The 24,160-nt window shown below is 71.0% G+C and carries 22 protein-coding genes; 13 read left to right on the forward strand and 9 right to left on the reverse strand.

What is annotated here, in order from left to right:
- Positions 1 to 21 precede the first annotated feature (21 nt).
- Positions 22 to 954, reverse strand: a complete 933-nt coding sequence (locus tag AB4078_RS00750; RefSeq protein WP_441975575.1) for an alpha/beta fold hydrolase — start codon at positions 952 to 954, stop codon at positions 22 to 24.
- Positions 947 to 2,479, reverse strand: coding sequence for a flavin-containing monooxygenase (locus AB4078_RS00755; protein WP_441975576.1), 1,533 nt, complete (start codon positions 2,477 to 2,479; stop codon positions 947 to 949). Before AB4078_RS00755 ends, AB4078_RS00750 begins: the two co-directional genes overlap by 8 nt.
- 173 nt (positions 2,480 to 2,652) lie before the next feature.
- Between AB4078_RS00755 and AB4078_RS00760 the strand changes: the two genes are divergently transcribed.
- From AB4078_RS00760 to AB4078_RS00780, 5 genes are all read left to right on the forward strand, one after another.
- Positions 2,653 to 3,894, forward strand: a complete 1,242-nt coding sequence (locus AB4078_RS00760) for a PucR family transcriptional regulator (RefSeq protein ID WP_441975577.1) — start codon at positions 2,653 to 2,655, stop codon at positions 3,892 to 3,894.
- 265 nt (positions 3,895 to 4,159) lie between these two features.
- Positions 4,160 to 5,488 (forward strand): MFS transporter, encoded by a 1,329-nt coding sequence (locus tag AB4078_RS00765; protein ID WP_441975578.1) that lies wholly within the window; start codon positions 4,160 to 4,162, stop codon positions 5,486 to 5,488.
- 120 nt (positions 5,489 to 5,608) lie between these two features.
- Entirely contained in the window at positions 5,609 to 5,815 is a 207-nt protein-coding gene (locus AB4078_RS00770; RefSeq protein WP_441975579.1) for a three-helix bundle dimerization domain-containing protein, read from the forward strand.
- A 119-nt stretch (positions 5,816 to 5,934) separates the two neighbouring features.
- The gene (locus AB4078_RS00775; protein ID WP_441975580.1) at positions 5,935 to 6,816 is read left to right on the forward strand and encodes a PaaX family transcriptional regulator C-terminal domain-containing protein; all 882 of its coding nucleotides are present in this window, start codon (positions 5,935 to 5,937) and stop codon (positions 6,814 to 6,816) included.
- A gap of 45 nt (positions 6,817 to 6,861) precedes the next feature.
- Positions 6,862 to 7,560, forward strand: a complete 699-nt coding sequence (locus tag AB4078_RS00780) for an NADPH-dependent F420 reductase (RefSeq protein ID WP_441975581.1) — start codon at positions 6,862 to 6,864, stop codon at positions 7,558 to 7,560.
- Between the two features lie 12 nt (positions 7,561 to 7,572).
- Here the strand turns inward: AB4078_RS00780 and AB4078_RS00785 are convergent, their stop codons facing one another.
- Complete coding sequence (locus AB4078_RS00785; protein WP_441975582.1) at positions 7,573 to 9,159, reverse strand: aminotransferase class I/II-fold pyridoxal phosphate-dependent enzyme; 1,587 nt, start codon at positions 9,157 to 9,159, stop codon at positions 7,573 to 7,575.
- Between the two features lie 78 nt (positions 9,160 to 9,237).
- Here AB4078_RS00785 and AB4078_RS00790 point away from each other — a divergent pair, with 78 nt between their 5' ends.
- The 5 genes from AB4078_RS00790 (at position 9,238) to AB4078_RS00810 (ending at position 14,119) form a co-directional block, all read left to right on the forward strand.
- Complete coding sequence (locus AB4078_RS00790) at positions 9,238 to 10,131, forward strand: LysR family transcriptional regulator (RefSeq protein ID WP_441975583.1); 894 nt, start codon at positions 9,238 to 9,240, stop codon at positions 10,129 to 10,131.
- Positions 10,132 to 10,308: 177 nt separating this feature from the next.
- Entirely contained in the window at positions 10,309 to 10,677 is a 369-nt protein-coding gene (locus AB4078_RS00795) for a YciI family protein (RefSeq protein ID WP_441975584.1), read from the forward strand.
- Positions 10,674 to 11,894: an RNA polymerase sigma factor gene (locus tag AB4078_RS00800; protein WP_441975585.1), complete on the forward strand. Its 1,221-nt coding sequence runs from the start codon at positions 10,674 to 10,676 to the stop codon at positions 11,892 to 11,894. The genes AB4078_RS00795 and AB4078_RS00800 overlap by 4 nt, the downstream gene beginning before the upstream one ends.
- Positions 11,895 to 12,112: 218 nt before the next feature.
- Positions 12,113 to 13,099: a DNA topoisomerase IB gene (locus AB4078_RS00805; protein WP_441975586.1), complete on the forward strand. Its 987-nt coding sequence runs from the start codon at positions 12,113 to 12,115 to the stop codon at positions 13,097 to 13,099.
- A 111-nt stretch (positions 13,100 to 13,210) separates the two neighbouring features.
- A complete protein-coding gene (locus AB4078_RS00810) occupies positions 13,211 to 14,119 on the forward strand; it encodes a CPBP family intramembrane glutamic endopeptidase (protein WP_441975587.1) in 909 nt (302 codons plus the stop codon).
- A gap of 25 nt (positions 14,120 to 14,144) precedes the next feature.
- Here the strand turns inward: AB4078_RS00810 and AB4078_RS00815 are convergent, their stop codons facing one another.
- Positions 14,145 to 15,188: a zinc-dependent alcohol dehydrogenase family protein gene (locus AB4078_RS00815; protein ID WP_441975588.1), complete on the reverse strand. Its 1,044-nt coding sequence runs from the start codon at positions 15,186 to 15,188 to the stop codon at positions 14,145 to 14,147.
- Between the two features lie 166 nt (positions 15,189 to 15,354).
- Between AB4078_RS00815 and AB4078_RS00820 the strand changes: the two genes are divergently transcribed.
- Positions 15,355 to 16,623: an ammonium transporter gene (locus AB4078_RS00820; protein ID WP_440734803.1), complete on the forward strand. Its 1,269-nt coding sequence runs from the start codon at positions 15,355 to 15,357 to the stop codon at positions 16,621 to 16,623.
- Complete coding sequence (locus AB4078_RS00825) at positions 16,598 to 17,230, forward strand: hypothetical protein (protein ID WP_440734804.1); 633 nt, start codon at positions 16,598 to 16,600, stop codon at positions 17,228 to 17,230. Before AB4078_RS00820 ends, AB4078_RS00825 begins: the two co-directional genes overlap by 26 nt.
- A gap of 77 nt (positions 17,231 to 17,307) precedes the next feature.
- Here the strand turns inward: AB4078_RS00825 and AB4078_RS00830 are convergent, their stop codons facing one another.
- A complete protein-coding gene (locus AB4078_RS00830) occupies positions 17,308 to 18,255 on the reverse strand; it encodes an endonuclease/exonuclease/phosphatase family protein (RefSeq protein ID WP_441975589.1) in 948 nt (315 codons plus the stop codon).
- A 164-nt stretch (positions 18,256 to 18,419) separates the two neighbouring features.
- Between AB4078_RS00830 and AB4078_RS00835 the strand changes: the two genes are divergently transcribed.
- Positions 18,420 to 19,172, forward strand: coding sequence for an AAA family ATPase (locus AB4078_RS00835; RefSeq protein WP_441975590.1), 753 nt, complete (start codon positions 18,420 to 18,422; stop codon positions 19,170 to 19,172).
- Positions 19,173 to 19,260: 88 nt separating this feature from the next.
- Here AB4078_RS00835 and AB4078_RS00840 read toward each other — a convergent pair whose 3' ends face one another.
- The 4 genes from AB4078_RS00840 to AB4078_RS00855 all read right to left on the reverse strand — a co-directional run bounded on the left by AB4078_RS00840 (position 19,261) and on the right by AB4078_RS00855 (position 24,145).
- Positions 19,261 to 20,751 carry a glycosylase gene (locus tag AB4078_RS00840; protein WP_441975591.1) on the reverse strand — a complete coding sequence of 497 codons (1,491 nt, stop codon included), beginning with the start codon at positions 20,749 to 20,751 and terminating at the stop codon, positions 19,261 to 19,263.
- The gene (locus AB4078_RS00845; RefSeq protein WP_441975592.1) at positions 20,748 to 21,824 is read right to left on the reverse strand and encodes a glycosyltransferase; all 1,077 of its coding nucleotides are present in this window, start codon (positions 21,822 to 21,824) and stop codon (positions 20,748 to 20,750) included. The genes AB4078_RS00840 and AB4078_RS00845 overlap by 4 nt, the downstream gene beginning before the upstream one ends.
- Entirely contained in the window at positions 21,821 to 22,966 is a 1,146-nt protein-coding gene (locus tag AB4078_RS00850) for a glycosyltransferase (protein ID WP_441975593.1), read from the reverse strand. Before AB4078_RS00850 ends, AB4078_RS00845 begins: the two co-directional genes overlap by 4 nt.
- Before the next feature lie 228 nt (positions 22,967 to 23,194).
- A complete protein-coding gene (locus tag AB4078_RS00855) occupies positions 23,195 to 24,145 on the reverse strand; it encodes a sigma factor-like helix-turn-helix DNA-binding protein (protein ID WP_441975594.1) in 951 nt (316 codons plus the stop codon).
- Between the last annotated feature and the right edge of the window lie 15 nt (positions 24,146 to 24,160).

Here is a 24,160-nt window from a genome sequence, read left to right on the forward strand (position 1 = left end):
TTTCCGATGCGGTGGGGCCGTTCAGGAGATCTCGACATGAGCTCCTCCTTCACTGACACGAGCCGCGTGCTGCGCGATGTAGCCCGTGATCGTCTCGACCAGGGATTCCGGCATGTGATGTCCCATGCCGGGGATGACCACGTGCTGTGCACCCCGGATCGCCCTGGCCGTGGCAGCGCCACCGGTCTCGGCGACCATCAGGTCGCGGTCGCCGTTGATCACGAGCGTGGGCGCCGTGATCCTGCTCAGCTGTGCGGTGCGGTCACCGGAGAGCTGGATCGCCTGGATCTGGCGTGCCCCGCCCGCCGCCAGATTCCCGGCGGCACGATCCCAGCCCTGCGCGGCGATCGCGGCCTCGGCCGCGTCGTCGATCGGGTAGGCCGCCCCCGCGATATGCCGCGTGATCCGCAGATGGTCGCGCACCGCGTCGGTCCTGTCGCAGGAATCGGGGCCCATGAGAAGCCGGATCGTCGACCAGGCGGGCTGGCCGACCTTGCGCGACCCCGTCGTCGAGTAGATCGACGTGAGCGACAGGATCCGACCCGGCTGGGTGGCCGCGATCGTCTGGGCGATCATGCCGCCCATCGAGCGACCGACGAGGTGCACCTGATCGAGGTCGAGATGGTCGAGCACGCCGATCGCGTCCTGCGCCATGTCCGCCAGCGTGTAGCCGTCGGGACGCGGGCGTGCGAGGACCTGACGCCACACTGCGGGAGGCGGGGTGGTCGCGAAACTCGATTGGCCGACGTCGCGGTTGTCCAGCGAGACGACGCGGAAGCCACGCGCGACGAGTGCGTCGACCACCGAGTCGGTCCAGAACGTGAGGTCTTCTCCGAGCCCCCCGATGAGCATGATGGCCGGGTCGGAGATCGTTCCCGCGTCGCGGAAGCAGATCCTCACGCCGGAGGGGAGCGTGACGAACTGGTCCGGGCTCGCGGCGGCGACGTCAGACATGGGCGACCCGTCCTTCGTCGACGTGGAGGGATCCGGATCCGGTCCCGAAGACGAGATGTTCGTCGACGACCGGGCCGCGCAGCGCCTTCGCATCCTGGGGGTACGACATCATGGTCCGCCATGGTTTCGTCGTGCCCTGCCGAGGCAGCATCCTCTCGCCGCGCTTGGCGTAGCCGGACTGGAGATCCATGACCGGTCTGGTCTGCATGCCCGGGGGAGCCACCGGCACGACCGTGTCGTATCCGTGCGCATCCATGTACCTGACCAGATCGATGAGGTATCTGCAGAGCAGGCCCACCTTGAGGGTCCAGGACGAGGTGGTGTAGCCGATGGCCATGGACCAGTTGGGGATGCCGCTGAGCAGCGTCCCGCGATAGGCGATGGTGTCGACGACATCGATCTGGCGTCCGTCGACCACGATGGGCATGCCGTCGAAAAGCTGCAGGTTGAGCCCGGTGGCCGTGATGACGATGTCGGCCTCCAGCTCGTCGCCCGAGCCCAGGACGATGCCGCCCCTGCTGAATCGGGCGATGCTGTCGGTGACGATGGAGGCGTCGCCCGACTTCAGCGTGTCGAAGAAGTCGCCGTCGGGTGCTGCGCACAGGCGCTGATCCCAGGGGGCGTAGGGCGGATTGAAATGCGTGTCGACATCGAAGCCCTTCCCGAGCTTCCGGATGTTCTCCCGTCGCACCATGGCACGCCCGGCCCGGGGGAACCGGCGCAGGCCTTCGATGAGCAGGTGTTCCATCCAGATGTTCTTGAACCTCGTCGCGGCGTACCCGCGCTTCTCGCCCAGCATCTTCGTCAGTGCGAGCGCGACGCGGTCGATGCGAGGAATCGGCATGACATAGGTCGGGGTGCGCTGCAGCATCGTGACGTGACGGGCCGCCCCCGGGCCTTTCGTCATCGCCGGCACGATGGTCACGGCGGTCGCGCCGCTGCCGATGACGACGACCTTCTTGGCGCTGTAGTCGAGGTCCTCCGGCCAGTGCTGCGGATGCACGACGGTGCCCTCGAAGTCCTCGATCCCTGGGAACGCGGGGGAGTATCCCTCGTCGTACTTGTAATAGCCCGTCGCGGCGAACACCCACCCCGCCTTGATCGTCTTGGTCACGTCCGATCCCGTGGCAGGATCTGTCGTCGCGACGGTGAGGGTCCAGGTCGATTCCATCGATGACCAGTCCGCACGCCGCACCCGATGGCCTGTTCTGATCAGACGCGCCAGCGCGTTCTCGTCGACCGTCTCGCGGAGATAATCCAGGATCAGGGGAGCGTCGGCGATCGCATTCTCGTGACGCCATGGCTTGAACTCGTAGCCGAACGTGTGCAGATCCGAGTCCGACCGGATGCCCGGGTAGCGGAACAGATCCCACGTGCCTCCGATGTCTTCGCGGCCCTCCAGCACGATCAGGGATTTGCCGGGGAGTTCGCGGCTGAAGTAGGCCGCAGCCCCGATCCCCGAGATCCCCGCCCCGATCACGACGATGTCGAACTCCTCGACCACGCCTGAATCGTTGTCCGTCATCCTTGACTCCTTGCACCTTCGACAAATGGTGCCCACAGTCTGATCGGCGACCTCTTCGGGCCACCACGACAGGGCGCACCTGATTCCGAGGCCGTAGGTGCAGCGTGCACACGCGCGGCCGACGCGCTCGGGAACTCCGAAGACATCGGCGCGCGCCGGGCCAGACTGCTCGTATGGAAGATCTGTGGCCCTCGCCCAGCCCCGCGGCCGCGGCCATGTTCCGATCGCTCTGCGAGTGGCTCATGGCCGATGCGGATGCTCTCGCCGACGCCATCGCGCGACCGGCGATGCTGGCGTCGGCGCACGGCGACGCGGCCTTGCTCGCAGATGCGTCGCTCATGGCCGAGGACCGCGAGCTCAACCGTGCGGATATCGTGCAGTGGCTCACGTCGAACATCCAGCATCCGGGACGCCGGGTGGATCCCTATGTGGGCCCGCGTTCGGCGGCCTATGTCGCCGATCTCGTGTCGCGGGGCATCGCGCCCGACTTCGTGGCGGGGTGGCGGGCCGCGTTGATCATCGGCTGGCGACGATGGCTCGAGCTCTGCACGGCGAAATGCCCCGACCCGGATCTGCTCGTCGAGGTGCTGGCCGTGTCGGCGCACTCGCTGGTGCAGTACGCCCTCGACTCGGTGGCGATGGTGCGGGAGGTCAGCCTGGCGGCCTCGATGGGCAATGCGGACGCCCAGACGCTCGCCATGATCCAACTGATCGTCGGCGGAGCTCCGATGACCCAGGACATCGCGGAGGAGCGCCTGGGTTACCGGATGGGGTGCCGGCACGTCGCGCTCATCCTGTGGACCGATGCTCCGGACCAGGACGGTGCGTTGGACGAGGCGGTGGCGACGTTGCGTGCGGCGAGCCGTTCCGGCACCATGCTCGTGGCTCGCGCGACCTCGGCCTCCCGGTGGATCTGGCTTTCCGGCCAGGACGTTCCCGATCTCCACCAGGTCGCGAGGGCTGTGGCCGATGTCCGACGTGTGCGTGCGGCCGTCGGCAGGCCGGGGCATGGGCTCGAGGCGTTCCGGTCCAGTCATGAGGACGCGCTCGCGGCTCACGTGATGCTCACGCGACTGGAGTCGGACCGTCGGTTCACCGTATACAGCGATGTCGAGCTCATCGACAGCCTGACCAAGGATCGCGTCGGAGCGCAGAGGTTCGTGACCAAGACGCTCGGCGCGTTGGCGACTGCGGATGCCACGCTGCGCCAGGCCCTGCTCACCTACGTGCAGTGCGGGTTCAACACCACCCGGGCGGCGGCGCGGCTGTATCTGCACCGGAACACCGTCGAGCGCCGGGTGTCGAGGGCGAACGAGCTCTCCGTGGTCAAAGTGGAAGACAATCCGACTTACGTCGCAGCGGCCCTGCTGGTGCTGGAGCTCGCGCCCGAGCTCGTGACCACAGCCTCCGGCTGAGCCCTCACGGCGAACGGCCGTGCGCATCGTCCCGCGCGGCGAGTGCACGCTGCACCTCCTGCGCCGAAACCAGGTGCGCCCTGTCGTGGTGACCGGCCCGGGCTGCGGATCAGACTGTCTCCACCAGATCTGCGGGGCACGGAATCGCCCGATCCGCACACCGTCACGGTCGACGAACTCGCGCTCGCACGGCGTGCGTCGGTCGAGCCCTCCGTCGCCGTGACCCGCCGTCGCCTGGTGCAGCGCTCGACGAGGAGGCCCGACCATGACAGCACTTTCCGATGCAGGCACCGCGGTGAAGCGGGTCGGACCGCTCTGGATGACTCTGTTCACATTCGCCTGGCTGGCGATCTGGACCATCCAGTTCACGCCGATCCAGCTGCTGCTGCCCCTGCAGCTGGACACCGGCGGCCTGGGCGAAGACTGGATCGGCGGTGTCGTCTGGTCCGGCGTGGTGCTGTCCGTCGGTGGAGTCATCGGCGTCGTCGCGGCACCGCTGGCGGGCCGCTGGTCCGATCGCACGCGCTCCCGATGGGGGCGCCGACGCCCGTGGGCGATCGGTGGATCCCTGCTCTCCGCGCTCGGGTTGATGACCACCGGAGTCGCCACGGGCCCGGTTGCGGTCGGCGGTGCCTGGATCGTCGTGTCGGTCGGGATCTCGGTGGCCTCGGCGGCCCTCACCGCGATGATCGCCGATCAGCTGCCCGAGGCCCAACGCGGCGCGGCGGCGGCCGCGGCGAGCTCGGCACAGGCGCTCGGCGTCGTCGTCGGTGTGGGCACCATCGTGCTGATCGGGCTCGGCATCTTCGAGTCCTATCTCGTGCTGGCGGCGCTCATCCTTGTGCTCGGCGTCGGCACCGCACTGTGGCTTCCCGACGAGCCGGCGCACCGGATCGCCGTCCCTGCTCGCCCCATGGCCGCGGGCCGCCCCTCATGGCTGCGCGACCGCGACTTCCTCTGGCTCCTGAGCAGCCGCCTGATCGTGAACATCGGCAATGCCCTCGGCACCGCACTGCTCCTCTTCTTCCTGCTCTACGGCGTGAAGGTACCCGCGGCCGAGGCGCAGGACGATCTGCTCCTGCTCACCGTCGTCTACACGGTCTTCGTGGTCGGCTCCTCGGTCATCGCGGGGATCGTCTCCGACCGCGCCTCCGCCCATCCGGTGCGTCGGCGCCGCACGCTGACCGTGGTGTCCGCGCTCTTCGGCGTGGTCTGGGGCGCGGTGATCCTGGTCAGCCCTTCTCTCATCATGACCATGATCGCGTCGGCGCTGATGGGTGCCGGCTACGGGGCGTACATGACGGTGAGCCTCGCGCTCGCGACGGATCTGCTCAAGGATCCGGAAACCCATGCGCGCGATCTCGCGCTTGTGAACGTCTCCGCACAGCTCGGGCAGCTGCTGGGGCCGCTGCTCGGCGCGGGGCTGGTGGCCCTCGTCGGCGGGTTCTGGCTGCTGTTCAGTGTCGCCATGGTGCTGTCCGCCGCGGGGGCGCTGATGACCTACGGAATCCGGGTGAAGACCGGAGAACGCCCGGGTGCCGACCGGCTTTCGCCGGAACGGACGGAGCGCTCCCTGGATACGACGGCGCCGTGACGGCTGCGGCATCCCGGATCGAGACGTCCCGCCGCGCTGCGACGCTGACGCTGCCGCTGACTCGCTGTGCATCCCCGGTCCTGCTTGACATCGGTTCGGACCGAGGCCGACGATGGCGCCATGACCCGAGAATCGTCCGACGAGGACAAGGCGATCGCCGACGTCATCGAACGTCTCCAGGCGAGGTTCCCGCAGACCGCGGAGATCGAGATCGACGGTGCGGTCCGAGACGCGCAGCGCTCGTTCGAGCAGGCGAGGGTGCGCGACTTCGTGCCCGTCCTCGTCGAGCGCGAGGCTCGCGCGCGGATCGAGCGCCCGGTCCGCTGAGGCAGCAGATCCGGGGGAGCAGGGCCTCGTCGCCGGTGAGGTCCTGGCGGGCCGGTGGCCCTTTCGGGTGATTCGTGGCATCCTCGGGGACACGATCCTCTCGAGCGTTGGGATGAGCCATGCACCTACGCGAAGCGGACGCCCGCACCCGTCATGCGCCCCATTCGACCACCGTCGGCTTCGTCTTCGGTGCTCTCTCCGCCGCTGTGATCCCAGATCCCGTGCTCATCGAAGTACTGACGAGCCTCGGACTCACCGACTCCGACGCGCGCGCCACCATCTCACGGATGCAGCGCCTGGGCTGGCTGATCGATGACCGCGGTGGCGAGGGGCCGGTCGTCGCGCACCGTCTGTCGCCCGCGGCGCTCGTCAGGTACCGGGAGCTGGAGGGCACGACGCCGGTGCCGCACTGGTCCGGGGCTTTCCACGGGGTGGTCTTCGACATCGCCGGGGTGCATCCGGAGTTCCGTGATCGCTTTCGCCGGCTGGCGGAGCACGCGGGCTTCGGGTTGCTTCGCCCTGGCGTCCTGATCCATCCGGAGGACCGCTGGCAGCCGATCGCGGAGGGCGTCGGCCGCGCGCCCGAGGACAGCTGGTACTCGTACATCCGCCTCGTGCCCGGCAGCGAGCAGGAGGCTGTGCGGATGACGGCCAAGGCCTGGGATCTCGACGGGATCGCGGACCGCTATCGGGCTGCGATCTCCGAGGTGACGCAGAGCCACGATCTCGTCGTCAGCGGCACCGCCGAACGCGACCCCTGGGAGCTGCTCGACATCTGGCATCGCATGTACGCCAGGGTCATCGTCCTGCGTATGGACGACCCCCGGCTGCCCGGCGAGTTGCTGCCGCAGGATTGGCCGGGCGATGGCTTCGCGCCGGCGCTGCGTGCGATGAACGCGACGATCGCGCCGCGGATCCAGCCGTACCTGCAGGCGGAGGTCTCGCAGTGGGACGAGACCGGCGACTGCGTCTTCGCCCCGCCGGCGTGGACGACGGCGTGAGCGCTCTCCGACGCCTCGGGCCGCTTCCCTCGGCATAGGAGAGGCGTGACGGACACGGAACCCCGGATCCAGACGCTCGGCATCGTCGGTGCCGGCCGGGTCGGTGGCGTGCTCGCGCGGCTGGCCGCGTCCGCCGGATACCGCGTGCTGGTGGCGGGATCGTCGGATCCGGCCCCGATCGCGCGCGCGGTGCGGGCGCTCGGCGCGACCGCGGTCGATGTGGCGGAGCTCGCGCGCGAGGCCGACGCCGTGCTCCTCGCCCTGCCGCTCAGCCGGTACACGACGCTGCCGGCGGCGCTGCTGCGCGGCAAGCTCGTGATCGACGCCATGAACTTCTGGTGGGGCGACGGGCTCCGTGGCGATCTGGACGATCCGCGCACATCCACGAGCGAGATCGTGCAGCGCTTCCTGACCGGATCCCGGGTCGTGAAGGCGTTCAACCACATGGGCTACCAGGACCTCGAGGACGAAGTCCGCCCGGCGGGCGCGCCCGGTCGCAAGGCGATCGCCATCGCCGGAGACGACCCGGCGGATGTGGCGCGGGTGGCCCGGCTGGTCGACGACCTCGGGTTCGACCCCGTGGTCGCCGGTGGCCTGGCCGCCGGCATCATGCTGGAGCCCGGCGCCGAGGCCTTCGGCGCCGACGTCGACGCTGCCGAGCTGCGTGCGATGCTGCAGCGCTTCTGGACTTCGCAGCGCGGCATCGTCGTGGCGAGAGCCCGCGCTGCGGGTCCTGGCTCCTGATCCGGAACCGGCTCAGGTCGCGGCGGCCAGTTCCTTCCTGGGCGAGGGCTTCGCTGCGCGTCGCATGCCGGAGCTGAGGTGCGGATCGATCCTGCCGGCCCGCGCGGCCTGAGGGCGCGCCGAGACGTCCGGCGCGCCTGCCTCGACGACGACGCGCACGCCGTCGACGAGGGCGTCCGCGGCGCCGCGGACGTAGCCGCCGGGCATCGCCGCGATCCCGCGCAGGAACGCGATCGTCTCGGCAGTGAGGATCTCACCGGGCAGGACGTTGGGGATCCCGGGCGGATAGGCGGCCAGCGCGTCGGCCGAGACCCGGCCCACGGCGTCCGCCGCCGGGACGATCTCGGTGTGCGCGAAGGCGGCATCCCGCGGGCGCATCACGGCGGGGCCGGTCTTGGGCAATGCGATCGAGCCGAGCTCCCCGCGGGCGGCGAGGTCGCCGACCGGCTGAAGCGCCTCGAGCGCCGCGACGAACCGGGCGGCGTCGGGCGTCGTGCCGGGGCCGACGAACGCGACGATGCAGGATCCGGTCGAGATCTCCGTCATGATCCCCGCGGTGCGCAGTAGCTCCTCGCGCACGGCGTGGCCGTCCAGCCCGGCCGCCCCCACATCGATCGACACCCGCAGCGGGTCGTGGCCGACGATGTCGGGGAAGGCGTCGAAGCCGTCGCTCACGATCGGGAAGCGTCCCGTCGCACGCACGGCGTCGCGCAGTTCGGCGGCGGCGGTGAGCGACGCGGTGATGCGGTCGCGGCCGTCCTCGAGCGTCGCCCGGGCGAGGTCGAGGGAGGCGAGCAGCAGCGAGCTGGCGCTCGTGGACTGCGTGAACATGAAGGCGCGGTCGATCAGAGGCTCGAGCTCCGCGGCGTAGGGGCCGTCGGCGAGATGGAGCATGGCCGACTGGGTGAGGCTGCCGCCCATCTTGTGCGTCGACGAGACGACGAGGTCGGCGCCGAGCGCGATCGGGTTCGCAGGAAGGTCGGGGTGGAAGCCGAAGTGCGCGGCCCACGCGGCGTCCACGACCAGCGGCACGCCGGCCTCGTGGCAGACCTCGGCGATGCCCTCGACGTCGGCGACCGCGCCGAAGTAACTCGGACTGATGATGTAGGCGGCCTTCGCGTCCACGCCCGTGAGCGCCTCGCGCATCGCTGCGGGCGTCACGCCGTGATTGATGCCATGGTGCTCATCGATCGTCGGCTGCACGAAGCGGGGGTCGAGGCCGCCGAGGATGATGCCGTCGAAGAAGCTGGAGTGCGCGCTGCGCTGCGCGACGACGATCTCGTCCGGGGTTCGGAAGGCGGAAAGGGCCAGCGCCGCCATCCGGTTCGCCTCGGAGGCGCCGTTGGTGAGGAACCAGGTGCGCCGCGCGCCCCACGCACGGGCGGCGGCCTCGCGCGCCTGGGCGAGCGGGTTCACGGGTCCCTTGTCGATGCCGTCCAGCAGCGGCTCCACGTCGTAGCGCAGCACGTCCTCGCCGAAGAACTCCGCCAGTAGCGGGGCGGCGGTGGGGTCGGCGCTGTGCCCGGGGACGTTGAGGCGCTGCAGGTCGCGTGCGGCGAATCGGCGGATGGCGTCGGCGTAGGGCGTGGATGTCGTCACGGATCGATTCTGACGGCGAGGGATACGATGAGGAATGACGACATATCTTCATTCCTCAATACTCACTATGGAGCGCGGATGCTCGATCTGAGGCAGCTCAAGGCGCTGGAGGCCGTGGCCGAACACGGGTCCGTGCTGCGTGCGGCGGACGCCCTGCAGTGGAGCCAGCCCACCGTGACCCACCACCTCCGCGGCCTGGAGCGCGTACTCGGCGCCGCGGTCGTGACGAGCGGATCCGGCGGCACCCGGCTGACGGCGGTGGGAGAGGCGATGATGCCGCACGCGATCGCGATCCTGGACCGCTCCGAACGCGCCGTCGACGAGCTCAGGGCGCTGGTCGAGTCAGACCGCCGCCGCATCGCGATCGGCGTGTTCCCCTCCGCAGGAGCGAGGCTGCTGCCGCAGGTCGTGCGAGCACTGCAGGAGGCCGGCTTCGACCCGGACGTGAGCGAGGCCGAGCTCGACCCGCTGATGGCGGACGTCGTCGGACTCCGCCTCGATGCCGCGATCGTGTACGACGCCCCAGGCCGGCCCACGATCCTGCCGCCGGGCTTCCGGATGATCCCGGTCCGCCAGGAGCGCCTCGCCGTCATCGTCCCGCGGGCGCACCCTCTCGCCGGGCGCACCGGCGTTCCCCTTGCGGATCTCGACGACGAAGCCTGGATCGCGGGTGCGACGGAGGCGGATCCGGTCGACGCGGCCCTGGCCCGAGCCGCCGAGCAGGCCGGCTTCACCCCGCGGATCGCGATGCGCAGCGACGACTACGCCGTCGTGGCGGCCTATGTCGCCGCCGGGTTCGGTGCCGCCCTCGTGCCGGAGCTGGCGCTTCCCGCGCATCTGGACGCCGTGGCCACCGTGGAGATCGCCGACGCTGTGTTCGAGCGGCGCATCTTCCTCGTCACCGCGCCGACCGTCGGCGCAGTGGCGCGAACCGCGCTCGAGCAGGCGCTGCGCACGACGGCCGGCGGCTGATTCGGCCCGAGCAGGGCCTCGAGACGCCCCGCGCATCCGGGGGACGCGGCCCGCCGGAGGGCGCCGGAGCGCGGTTGTCGGAATCGGCGCGCAGAATGTTGTCGAGAAACGCACATCGACTCCGACCACATACCGAGGCGGACATCGGGTCGCCCGACGAACAGAAGGAGAACGACCATGAAGTACATGATCCTCATGCAGGTGCGCCAGGACGTGCTGGATGCGCTCACGGCGGAGCAGATGCAGGCGATCGGGGAGGGCCACCAGGCGTTCATGGATTCCATCACCGCTTCGGGCGAGATGCTCGGCACCGTCGCGCTCGCCGACCCCAGCCAGTCGAAGGTGGTGCGCGCCTCGGCGGGCGCTCCCGAAGTGGCCGATGGACCCTTCGCCGAGACCAAGGAGTTCATGGGCGGGTACTACCTGATCGAGGTCGAGTCCGAGGAGCGCGCGGTCGAGCTCGCCCAGCAGATCCCGGACGCGGCGATCGACGGACTCGCGCTGGAGGTCCGTCCCGTGATGTTCTCCGCCGGGTCCGACGTGTGACCGATCGCGGATACGAGGACCTGTGGCGCAGCAGCGCGCCGCAGGTCCTCGCCGCGCTGCTGCGCCGCTACGGTGCCGCACAGCTGGACCTCTGCGAGGACGCGGTGCAGGAGGCGCTTCTCGCCGCGCACCAGCAGTGGCCGTCCGAGGGCGCCCCCGCGGATGCGAAGGGCTGGCTGCTCACCGTCGCGCGCCGCCGCATGATCGACCGGATCCGCAGCGAGCGCCAGCGCCGCGAGCGCGAGCACGCCTACGTCGATGCCTGGCGACCGCTCGAGGACGCCTCGGCCGCGCACGCCGACGACAGCGTGCAGGTGCTGCGGCTGTGCTGCCATCCCGCGCTGAGCGTGCCCGCCCAGGTGGCGCTGACGCTGCGCGCGGTCGGGGGCTTGTCGACCGCGCAGATCGCCCGCGCGCACCTGCTGCCGGAGGCGACGATCGCTCAGCGGATCAGCCGGGCGAAGGCGAAGATCCGCGTGGCCGGGGCGGCCTTCCCCGAGCCTGCCGACCCCGAGGACCGTCTGGATCCGGTGCTCGCCGTCCTCTATGTCATGTTCACCGAGGGCCACACCGCGACCGAGGGTGCGGAGGTCAACGACGTCCGGCTCAGCGATGAGGCGATCCGCCTTGCCAGGATGCTGCATCGCGAACGCCCGGACGACGTCGAGGTCGCGGGGCTGCTCGCGCTGATGCTGCTCACCGACGCCCGCCGGTCCGCGCGCACCGGCACCCGCGGCGAACTGATCCCGCTCGACGAGCAGGATCGCACGCGCTGGGACCGGGGCCGGATCGAGGAGGGCACCGAGATCCTGGACGCGGCGCTCGCCGCAGGCCGCCACGGCCCCTACGCGATCCAGGCCGCGATCGCGGCGCTGCACGATGACGCCCCGAGCACCGCGACCACGGACTGGCCGCAGATCCTGGCCCTGTACCGCCTGCTCGAACGGGAGACCGGCAACCCGGTCGCGACGATCAACCGCGCCGTGGCCCAGGCCATGGTGCACGGCCCGGAATCGGGTCTGGCCGTGATCGACGGGATCGCGGATCCGAGGGTGCGCGGCGACCGCCGCCGCATCGCGTCGGTGCGCGCGCATCTGCTCGAACGCGCGGGGCGCACTCCGGAGGCGATCGCCGAGTACCTCGACGCGGCCCGGGCGACGCTCTCGGTCCCTGAACGCGACTACCTGCGGGCTCGCGCCGCACGACTGCGGGACTGAGCGACGGACGCCGCCGGGATCGGCAGCGGATGCCGAGCGGATCCCCGACCCCGCGCCGAAGGATGGTAGCCGATGGGGAAGATCGGCCACCAGCCCCTTCCGGGGCGATCGACGACGCGGCAGAGTCATCGTGACCGCGGCGGAGTGCCGCCGGTGCGAGGGGAGGCGCGGATGGCCCGACGGCTCGACGGCGGCTCCCGGTTCCACGGAGTCGGCGGATGACGCGCGCTGCCGCGGGATCGCGCCTCGTCCGTGCTCGTCCGGACAGCGACCCCGGCTATCGACGGAGGCGGTCCGGATCCGGCTTCCGCTACACGGACGCGCATGGGCGTGCGGTGTCGGACGCCGATCTGGAGCGGATCCGCGCGCTCGCGATCCCGCCGGCGTGGCAGGACGTCTGGATCGCGAAGGATCCGCGCGCCCACATCCAGGCGATCGGCGTCGACGCGGCGGGGCGGCGGCAGTACCTGTACCACCCGCAATGGCGGCAGCGCCGGGATCGGAGGAAGTTCCGCCGGGCGATGGCGCTCGCCGCGGCGCTGCCGGGCGCGCGGGCCAGGGTGACGCGCGCGCTCGCGCAGGACGGCGCCCCGGACCGGGAGCGGGTGCTCGCCGCCGCCTTCCGGCTGCTGGACGACGTCGCGCCGAGGGTCGGCTCGCAGCGGTATCTGGCGCGCCACGGCAGTCGTGGGCTCACCACGCTCCGCTGTCGCGATGTGCGCATCGACGGGGCAACGACCGTGCTCGCCTTCCCCGCCAAGAGCGGGCGTCGCATGCGGCTCGAGGTCGAGGATCCGGCGCTCTCGGCGGTGCTTGCGGACCTCGTGGAAGGCGCACGCCCGAGCGCGCCGCTGCTCGCGTATCGCCGCGGACGGCGGCGGGTCGCGGTGACGGCCCGGGAAGTGAACGAGCACGTGCGCGCCCTCACCGGCACGGCCTTCACGGCGAAGGACTTCCGGACGCTCCGCGGCACGATTGCGGCGGCGAATGCTCTGGCGGCCGCGGGAGCGACCGGCGACGCGGCTCAGCGCCGACGTGCGGAACGGGATGCGGTCGAGGCCGCCGCCGCGGCGCTCGGCAACACGGCAGCGGTGGCGCGGGCGAGCTACATCGATCCGCGGGTGTTCCGCCGCTACGCCCAGGGGCGGTGCCTGGACACGACCATCACTCCGGAGTCCGCGATCCGTCAGCTGCTCGGGGAATGAGCAGGTGCGCGGCGCCTCTGGCGCGCCGACCCCGCGAGTGGGACGATGAGCCATCGCGAGCGATTCATCCCGCAAAGTCGCGGGTCCGTCGTGGACGGAGAGGTCACCATCATGGCTGTGGTCGGAGACGTCGGTCGGTCCTCTCGTGCGGAGTCGCGCGGCGTACTCGCGCGGTATCCGCTCACCTCCTATTTCGTGATCGCCTACCTCGTCTCGTGGCTGATCGAGGTGCCGGTCGCATTGTCGGCGCAGGGTGTTCTGCCGGCGCTTCCGAAACCCGCGATCGCGATCGCGATCGTCGTGGCGACCTTCGGGCCCACGGTCGGCGCCTTCGTCATGACCGGTGTGCTGGAGGGGCGGGAGGGCGTCGTCCGCCTGCTCCGCAGATACGTGCACTGGCGGGTCGGGATCCAGTGGTACCTGTTCCTGCTCATCGGGGTCCCGATCATCATCGTGCTCGGCACGATCGTCGTGCCCGGGGCGCTGGGGTCGTTCCAGCCGATCGTCGGCCCGCTCCTCGCGGCGTATCCGCTGGCCTTCCTGATGACTTTTCTCCTCGGCGGCCCGCTGGGCGAGGAGCCGGGGTGGCGAGGGTTCGCGCTGCCGCGCCTGCAGGAGCGCTACGGACCGCTGGCGGGCAGCACGATCCTCGGGGTGCTGTGGGCGCTGTGGCACTTCCCGCTGTTCTGGAGCGGGGTGTGGACGCCGCCGACGCCCGCGAACATGGTGATGTTCGTGGTGATGATCACGGCGCTGACGATCATGATGACCTGGGTCTTCAACCACGCGGCGGGCAGCGTGCTGATCACGATGCTGATGCATGCCTCCTTCAACACCTTCGCGAACAAGGTGGGCGCGCCGCTCTTCCCCGCGCCGATCTTCAACGACTACGGGCTTCTGCCGGTGCTGATCGGCTTCACGGTCACGGCACTCGTGCTGATCCTCGTGACCCGCGGCCGGCTCGGCCTCCCGAAGGGGGCCCGGTCGCCCGGACTCGACGCGACGACGACGGCGATGTGAGCCGCCTCTCGGCGGCGCGCGGCGATCAGGCGATCCGCTGCGGATCCACCATGGTCATGCCCGCCACGGTGGCCCGGTCGAAGCCGGGCAGCAGCGCCGCGGCCTCCTCGAGACCGATGGTGCGCTCGATGAGGCGCTGCGGGGCGAGGCGCCCCTCGGCGATCAGCGCCATCATCGCGGGGTAGTCGGCGGCCGCCATGCCGTGGCTGCCGAGCAGGTCGAGCTCCCAGCCGATCACGCGGTCCATCGGCACGCGCGGGTGCCCGTCGATCGGCGGGAGCAGGCCGATCTGCACGTGCCGGCCACGCCGACGCAGTCCCAGGACCGCGTCGGCGAGGGTCTGCTCGCTGCCCACCGCGTCGACGGAGACGTGACTCCCGCCTCCGGTCAGCGCGGCGACGGCGGCCGGGATATCGGTCCCGTCCGCGAGGAGCGTGTGCTCGGCGCCGACCTCGGCGGCCACGGCGAGGGCCTCCTGGTTGCGGTCCACGGCGATGACGCGCGCACCGGCCGCCCGGGCGATCATCACGGCGCTGAGCCCGACGCCGCCGGCTCCGATCACCGTGACCCATTCGCCGTCGCGCACCTGCGTGCGTCCGACGAGCGCGCGGAACGCGGTGGCGAAGCGGCAGCCGAGACTCGCCGCCGTGGCGAAGTCCACCTCGTCCGGCAGCGCGACCAGGTTCACGTCGGCTGCGTGCAGGGCGACGGCCTCGGCGAAGGATCCCCAGTGCGTGAAGCCGGGCTGCTGCTGGTCGGGGCAGACCTGCGCGTTGCCGGAGAGGCACCATTCACAACGCCCGCAGCCGCACACGAACGGCACGGTCACGCGATCGCCCACCTGCCAGCGGGTGACCCGCGGTCCCACCTCGGTAATGATCCCGGCGAGCTCGTGCCCCGGCACATGCGGGAACGCGATGTCGTCGTGCCCGGCCCAGGCGTGCCAATCGCTGCGGCACATCCCCGTGGCCATCACCCGGACGAGGACGCCGTCATCGGGCACGTCCGGCTCGGGGACCGAGCGCACCTCCGGCTGGGAGCGGACCGCATCGAACACCACTGCACGCATGGGCTCATCCTGCCAGGCGGCGGGCCCCGCGTTACAGCTTGTTCACGTCGGGTGCGTTCGACGAAACGGAATGGAAACACAGCGCGCGTCGAGGCGAAACGCACGGGTGACAGTCTGACCTCACCCGACGCTGCAGGAGCGTTCTCACTGAGAGAGGAGCGGACCCATGGATCAGGGAAACACCGCCTTCGTTTTGATCTGTGCAGCCCTCGTGCTGCTCATGACGCCAGGTCTGGCGTTCTTCTACGGTGGCCTCGTCAAGGCCAAGAGCGTGATCAGCATGATGATGATGAGCTTCGGCGCGATCGGTCTGATCGGCGTGCTGTGGGTCGTCTTCGGCTATGCGATCGCGTTCCCCAGCGGTAAGGGCCTGATCGCCCCGTGGACCATCGACTGGTCCGCGATCGGCCTGAACAGCCTGCTCGAGGTTCCGAAGGGCGCAGCGTACCCGCCGCTCGCGTTCGTCGCGTTCCAGGCGACCTTCGCGATCATCACCGTCGCCCTCGTCTCCGGCGCCATCGCCGACCGTGCCAAGTTCGGATCCTGGATGATCTTCGCCGGCATCTGGGCGACGGTCGTCTACTTCCCGGTCGCGAGCTGGGTCTTCAACTTCGGCCTGAACAAGGACGGCACCTTCGCCTACGGCGGCTGGGTCACCAAGGGCCTTCAGGACTGGCTCGGCGTCGGTGCGATCGACTTCGCAGGCGGCACCGCGGTGCACATCAACGCCGGAGCCGCCGGTCTCGCGCTCGCCCTCGTGCTCGGCCGCCGCATCGGCTTCCAGAAGGGCGCCGACGTGCCGCACAACCCGCCGTTCGTGCTGCTCGGCGCCGGCCTGCTGTGGTTCGGCTGGTTCGGGTTCAACGCCGGTTCCGAGCTCGGCGCCGACGGCACCGCCGCGATCGCGTTCGTGAACACCCTCGCGGCTCCCGCGGCCGCTCTGCTCAGCTGGCTGGTGATGGAGAAGATCCGCAACGGCAAGCCCACCTCGGTCGGCGCCGCATCCGGTGCTGTCGCCGGTCTCGTCGCGATCACCCCGGCCTGCGCCGCGCTCACCCCGATCTGGGCGGTCGTGCTCGGCCTCCTCGCCGGTGCGGTCTGCCAGCTCGCGATCGACCTGAAGTTCAAGCTCGGCTTCGATGACTCGCTCGACGTGGTCGGCATCCACCTCATCGGCGGCATCCTGGGAACGCTCTACCTGGGCGTGTTCGCCAACGGCACCGGCCTGATCTTCAGCGGCAGCTTCGCACAGCTCGCGGCCCAGGCGCTCGCAGCAGGCGCAGTGCTCGTCTACTCGTTCGCACTCGCCTTCGGGATCGGATTCGTCATCGAGAAGCTCCTCGGATTCCGGGTGAAGAACGAGGACGAGATCGCAGGGCTCGACACCGTGGTGCACGGCGAAGAGGGCTATGTCCTCATCGGCGCGCGGGTCTGAGCCGGTGAACCCCGCCTTCCTCGCGGCGAGCTCCGCCACGGCCGGTCTCCTGCAGTTGCGGAACCTGCCGAGGCGCGGGCTCGCCGCAGGAGGCGGCCATGTGCGCGAGATCTGCGGACTGCGCGGTCCGAATGGAGAGCTGCACTGGGCCCTGCAGCTCGTCGAGCTGCGGGGCCCGGTGGGCATCCTGCATCTGGTGGACGAGGCGACGCACGTGCTCGCCGGGATCGGCGGCCCGCAGGTCGACGTCGGTCCTGGCGCGCCGGTCGGGCTCCGCAAGGAGCGGGTGCTGCGGCACACGGGCCCGCTCCTGGAACTGCGCCGGCCCCGGCTCCGTGCCGCGGAGCTGAGCCGGATCCTCGTCCTGTCCACGGTGACATCCCGGGCGAGGCCGGCGCTGGTCTTCGCCGACCTGCACGGTGCATCCGATCTGCCCGAGGATACGCGCGCGGTGGTCGTGCGCTCGGGGCGGGTGAGCATGGGCGGCAGCACGGCATCGGCGATGGAAGCGCTGGTGCTGCCGTCCGCAATGACGGGGGACAGTGCGGTCACTCGCGGACCCGGGATCGTCGCCGATGACGCCCGGGTCCTCATGGTCGTCGGCTGAGGCCGCCTCGAACCGGCGGCCCTCAGCCGGCCGGATCAGCCGCGTCGGATCAGTCGCTCAGGATCAGCCGTACCGGATCAGCCGCCCAGCACGGCGATGATCGCGAGGTGATCGCTGGCGCCGGCCGAGGCCGTCCGGCCGGAGGCGGCCGCGAAGCCGCGCTGGAAGACGTGGTCGATCCGGACCGCGGGGAACGAGGCGGGCCAGGTGAACGAGGGGCCGATCCCGCCGAACCGCACCTCGCCGAGCCTCCCGGCGATCGCGGAGAGAGCCGGATCCGTCGACACGGCATTGAAATCGCCGAGGGCGATCACGCGATGGCTCCGATCCGCACCGATCTGCTCGCCCAGCGCGGAGAGCATCCCATCTCTGGCGCTCTGCGCGCCCGGGCGCAGCGAGGCGGCGTGCACAACGTAGACGCTGACGGGGCCGCCGGGTGCGTCCACCTCGACGCGCAGCGCGCGCTTCCAACCCAGCCCGAGGTCGAGCGCTTCCTCGTCGAGGATCGGGTACCGGCTCCAGACCCCGACGGTGCCGACCCGGTAGGCGTGCGGGTACGCATCGGCGAGCTCGTCCGCGATCGCCGCCCCCGAATCGCCGTCGAGCTCCGTGAATGCCAGGATCTGGGCGCCCTGGCCGGCGAGGGCGCGCGCGGACGCCGCCCCGGTGCCCGATCCTGCCTGCACGTTCTGCGTGGCGACCAGCAGGCCTGAGGCTCCGGGGGACGGATCGCCCTGCCACGGCACGGGGAGGAACCCCCACAGCGCCACGGTCCAGGCGACGACGGGCACCGCCGCGATCCATGCCGTCCGCGGCCGGATCAGCAGGGCGGCGATCACGAGCGGTGTCAGGAGCAGCCCCAGCCAGGGCAGGGCCACGGCGATCGCCGTGCCGAGCGGGCCGGGGACCGATCCGAGCAGCACGGCGACGGTCAGCGCCATGGCTGCCATCAGCAGTGCGACGATGGCACCGCGGCGGGGCGCGGCGCGTGTCGTCCTGACCGGGTCCCGCGTCGCCTGACTCACGGATCCATCCTTCCGGTCCCGGTCTGAGGAACGGCTGACGGTCCGGTTCCGGGGTGCTGCTGCTGGCCTCGTCAGTCGTGCGAGCGGTACGGCAGCCCAGGCTCGGGCCCCGTGTCGGTCAGGCCGGGCACAATGGATCCGAGCCGATCGCCGGAGGGAGCGCCATGGATCCGTTCTGGGACCCGCGCAGCCGCCGGCGCCGGCAGCAGCCGGTCGTGGCAGTGCACCCGGCCGATGACGCACCCTCCGCGAGCGGCACGTGGCCGGCGAGCATTCCCGCGGTCGCCCAGGTGCTGCGGGAGGGCATCGACCTGGATCCGGGAGTGACGTTCCTCGTCGGCGAGAACGGCAGCGGCAAGTCGACGCTGGTCGAGGGCATCGCGGTCGCCTACGGGCTTTCGCCGGAGGGCGGATCCCGCCAGGCCCGGCACAGCACCCGCCCGACTGAGTCGCCGCTGTCGGAGTGGCTCCGCATCCAGCGCGGTGTCGGCGCGAACCGGTGGGGCTTCTTCCTGCGCGCCGAGACGATGCACTCGTTCTACACGTACCTCGAGGAGAACCCGTCAACCGGACCGGAGCCGTTGTTCCACGAGATGAGCCACGGCGAGTCGTTCCTCGCCGTGCTCGAGACGCGCTTCGACGATCCCGGCTTCTACTGCCTCGACGAGCCCGAGGCGGCGCTCTCGTTCTCCTCGACCCTGAGCCTCATCGCCGTGCTGCGCCGGATCGCCGACGAGGGAGGGCAGGTGCTCTGCGCGACGCACTCGCCGGTGCTCGCCGCGCTGCCGGGCGCGACGATCCTCGAGGTCGGGGAGTGGGGCCTGCGCCCGGCGGTGTGGGAGGACCTGGAGCTCGTGCGGCACTGGCGGTCCTTCCTCGACGAACCCGGACGCTACACCCGGCACCTGCTGGACTGAGTGCTGCACGTACTGGACGGGCCCGGTCTGCCAGGGCGACGTGGGCCGGAAGGCCGAGCCGTCACGCGGCTGGGCGGCTCTCGACGGATCAGCCGAGGTCGTGCGTCTCCTCCGAGTGCGCCGTGGAGGGCGGGGTCATCGCGGCGAGCAGGGCGGAGACCTCGACGTGCGCGACGCGGATGCGCTGATCGTCTACCCCGTACGGGATCCACAGCACCCCGTCGTGGACGAGGCCGCCGCAGCTGTAGACGACGTTCGGCACGTAGCCGCCCCCGTTCCGCGGCGGTTCGATCAGCGGCGTGGGGAGCACGCCGATGACCTGGGACGGATCGTCGAGATCCAGCAGCAGCGCGCCGATGCTGTAGAGGCGGAACGGTCCGACGCCGTGCGTGAGGACGATCCAGCCCTGCGGGGTCTCGATCGGTGAGCCGCAGTTGCCGGTCTGCACGATCTCCCAGGGGGCGCTCGGAATGTGCAGGATCGTCTCGTCCTCCCAGACCAGGCCGTCCACGGACCTGGTCAGGGTGATCGACTCGCCGTCGCCGCGACCGAGCGCGAGATGCGTACCGTGGACGGGCCGGGGGAACAGGGCCATACCCTTCGTCCGGGTCGCGGATCCGACGAGGCGATGAATCGAGAAGTCCCGGAAGTCGTCTGTCGTCAGCAGACGCGACGAGATCGCGTGACCGTCGTAGGCCGTGAAAGTCCCCGCGTACGCGGGCCCATCGGCGCGCGGTGTCCGGACGAGCCGGAGGTCTTCGATGCCCTGCCGCTCTTCGTCGGCGGCCGGGAGCAGCACGCGCGCGGTGAGCGCGGTGCCCGCCGGGAAGGTCGCGTGATAGGCCGAATCGGCGACGATCCGCATCGCGTCGAGATGCGCACGAGCACCCGCCCGTCGCAGGAAGGGAGCACGCAGCGTCTGAATGGTCTGCTCGATCAGACCGCTCCCGAACCGGTCCGGGAGGATCTGGCCGATCGCGTCCGTGAGCTCGTCGGTGCCGCCGTCGTGCTCGAGAGCACGCAGGAAATGCTCCTTCTGCCACTCGCCCTCGCTGACGGACGCAAGGCGCGGCGGGCCCTGCCTCGACAGGAAGCGCCATGTCCGTCCCGGCCCGATCACCGCTTCGCAGAACTGGATCGAGGAGACGTGCCCCTCGCCGATCGAGCGCAGCGACAGCAGCACGCGCAGTTGCCCGTCGGCCAGGCCGGTCTGATCCGGATGCGGCACGGTGCTCGGGTTGCACAGCGCGGCGCCTTCGAGCGAGTACTCCGCGGTGAAGGTCGCCCCGATGACGAGTGCGGCGTCCTCGTCGAGCTCTGGCGCGTCAGCGAGGCGCACCATGGCGGCGTTCTGAAGGACGCCGCTCAGCAGAGACGGATCCCGCCCCGAGAGACGGTCGCGAACGCGGTGCGCGCAAGCGGCGAGCACATCCGCGGGCAGGGCCAGCACCCGATCGAGCACCGCCTGCGTGCGGGAGGATCCACCCGGGGTGCTCTCCCCGGGGAGGAAGAGCCGAGCGACAACCCGGTCGGACTCCGCGCCGAGCTCGATGCCGGCGTCTTCGGCGAGGACCGTCATCTCAGGCCGGCCCGCGCGGAGCGCGCGCACTGGAAGGCGCTGAGCGCTGCGAGGGTCGACTCCGCCCCGCGGTTCTCGTTGCGTCCGGTCGGCGTGAGCCCGTCGTAGCCGGCGCCTGTGAGCGGGTCGAACATCGCGATGCCGGCGTCGTTCTCGCCGGTGAACCAGGCCCAGATCCGCAGCGACTCGTGGTGCCAGCGCTCGTCGCGCGTGACCGAAGCCGCGCGCAGGCAGGCGTCGGCGATCGTGGCGGGCTCGATCGGCTGCTGGTCGCCCGCCCGCTCCGGATCCGACCGATCCCGTCCTCCGGGGCCCGCGAACGACAGCATCCCCGACGGTCTCGTCTCCAGCCGCAGCAGCGTGTCCAGCATCTCCAGGCCGGTGTCGATCGCATCCGACCGCTGCAATGCCTGCCCTCCCGCGATGAGCGCCTCGCACAGGGCGCCGTTCGCGTAGCGCAGCCGCTGTTCCGGCCAACCCCGATCCGCGCCCTCCGGCCGGGGGACGCGGCGCAGGCCGTCGGCCAGCAGCATCCGGGCGGCGGTGAGCTCCGGGAAGGTGAGGAGGGCGTCGGCCGCGCCGATCGCCGCGAAAGCGGACGCGCGCACGTCGGGGGAGCCCTGCTGCGCTGCTCGCAGGAAGACACGAAGTGCACGTGCGCGGATCCCCGGGTCCCGTGAGTGCCGGATGGCTGCACCGAGTCCGAGGACGGCCCGCCCCCACCAATCGCCGATGCTCGGCGGATCGGTCCAGGTGCCGTCCGCCGCCCTCCGGTTGCGCACAGTACCGTCGGGGGCGACCGCGCTCTCCAAGAAGGACAGGGAGAGCTCGATCAGGTGGTGCAGCTCCACGGTGTTGGGCGAGGCGCGTCGGGACGGTTCCCGGACGGCCACCGCGAGTACCCGGGCGACGTCGTCCGTGCAGTGCCCGTGTTCGAGGCGAGGGGTCTCGCACAGAGCGTGCTCGTAGACCCCGTACGGGCCGGTCAGCGCGATGAGGTGCCCCAGGGGAAGGGGTCCCGCGGTCGTCGCCGGCGCGTCCGGAACCGCGATGGCGGTGGCGGCCGCGTTCATCCGGCCACCTGCAGCGCCATCGTCAGGTCGGCGGCGAGCGCCCGATACTGATCGGCGACCGACGTCCAGCCGTTGGCGAGCGCGCCGTGCGCCGTCCGTGACGCCGCGCTGCGAGCCGGGGCGGGTGCGCGCAGAATCGTGCCGATCGCGGCTGCGATCTGCGTGGGGCTCTGATGCGCGACGAGGATGCCCGCACCGTCGGACAACAGTTCCACGGCGTGCGGGAACCTCGTCGCGATCACGGGTCGTCCCGCCGCGATGGCCTCCACGAGCACGCCCGAGGTGGTCTGCTCGCGGGAGTCGTAAGGCAGGAGCACCACGTCGGCGGTGACCACCTCGAGCGCGAGCTCGTCCTGCGTGCGATATCGCGCGTCGATCTCGACCAGATCTCCCACGCCCAGTTCGTCCGCGAGCGCCCACAGGGATCGGCGGTACTGCTGACCATGCTCCGCGAGGACCTTCGGGTGCGTCTGCCCGAGCACCCGGTAAAGCGGAGGGGACGCGATCCCGGTGCGGCGCATCACGGCGATCGCCATGATGCCCCATTCGATCCCCTTGCCGGGACCGAGCAGCCCCCAGGTCAGCACCGTCGGTCGATGGGGAGCATCGGAGGCAACGACGGGACCCCACTCGTCGACGCCGTGCGGGATGACGCGCAGCCGCGACGCAGACACCCCGAATTCGTCGACGAGCAGTCGCGCTCCCGACTCCGTCATCGCGACGACGGTGTCGCTGTGGTCCACGACCGCGGTGGTGACCCGGCGCTGATGCGGGCGGGGCGCGGCGAGGATCGTGTGCATGACCGTGATGACCGGCCGCCGGATCAGATCCAGCAGATCGATGATCTCCGCGCCGTCCGGACCGCCGTAGATCCCGAACTCGTGCTGCACGATCACGACGTCGCAGCCGTTCAGCGCCTGTGCGGCTGCGCGTCGGCTCGGCGGATCCCCCGGGCTCAACGTCGTGGCGATCCGCAGGCGGAGGCCTGGGACGGAAGGGCCCGCCGGCACGCCGTCGTCGACGCGGACGATCACCGACTCGTCGCCCGGGCTCTTCGACAGGGCCCCCGCCAGCGCGGCGGTGAACGTCGCGAGGCCGCATCGTGTCGGGGGGAACGTGCTGACGAATCCGAAACGTGTCATGAGAAGCACGCCTTTCCGCTCGGGCTCGCGCTGCAGCGCGGAGCCGATGGCGAGACGTCTGCCGAAGGGCACCTCCCGTGGAACCGCGATGCGCGACCCGGTCAGCGGCCGGCCGATCGGCCCAGGTGCCGCTGTTGATCCTCAGCGTACGCCCGCCGAACCGCCTTCGGGGCCGGCCGTCTCGCACGTTCGGGATACCGTGACCTCGGTTCTCGCCGTTCGATGCCCTCAGAACGCGTGTGCGAGCTTGTCGGGGTTGCAGACCTGGCGGAGCCCGTGGATGAGGCCGTCGGCGCCGAACTCGAGGGTGAGCACGTCGGTGCGACCGGAATGCGTGAGTGCGACCGCGGGCTCGCCGTTGACGTCGAGCTGCGCGACTCCGAAAGGCAGCGACGGGTCGGCCGTGGCCTTCTCCAGCACACCGAAGAGGAAGCGCCGCACGCGGTCGGCGCCGAAGATCGGGTTGAGGGCCGCGCGCACTCGCCCGCCGCCGTCGCTCCACAGGATCGCGTCATCGGCGAGCAGCGCGAGCACACCGGAGATGTCGCCGTGCTCGACCGCGGCGAGCAGAGCACCGAGCGCCGCCGGATCCGCCGCGCGCGTCGAAGCGGGATCGTCCGCGAGGTGCAGTCGGCGTTCACCGCGCGAGATGAGCTGCCGCACCGCGGCGGGGGAGCGCTCCAGGATGCGTCCGATCTCCACGGCCGACATCCCGAATGCGCGGTGCAGCACGACCGCCGCTCGCGCATCGGGCGCGAGCTGCTCGGCCATGTGCAGCAGCGCGAGCGAGAGCAGCTCGCGATCGGCCACCGCATCCTCGGGCAGCCGCGAGGTCGCGACGGGCTCGGGCAACCACGGGCCGACGTAGTCCTCCCGCATCGCCGCGAGCGCGCGCACGCGGTCGATCGAGCGGCGGACGCATACCGTCGTCAGCCACGCGGGCCAGGAGCGCACGCGTCCCGCCGAGGAGGAGCTGTCCCCACCGGGCTCGTCCGCACCAGGCCCGTCGAGGCCGTCCGCGTCGCGGCGCTCGGCGCGCTCCTGCTGCAGCGCCTCGATCGCGACCTCGGAGACCACGTCCTCGGCGTGCCCGTAGTCGCCGAGCATCCGGTAGGCGATGCCGATCAGGCGCCCGCGCTCCGCCTGCCACGCGCGCGTGGCAGGCGAGGCGAGCGTCATGGGCCCACGGTAGCG

This window comes from Microbacterium sp. 2MCAF23 (assembly GCF_052115565.1).
Classification (GTDB): Bacteria; Actinomycetota; Actinomycetes; order Actinomycetales; family Microbacteriaceae; genus Microbacterium.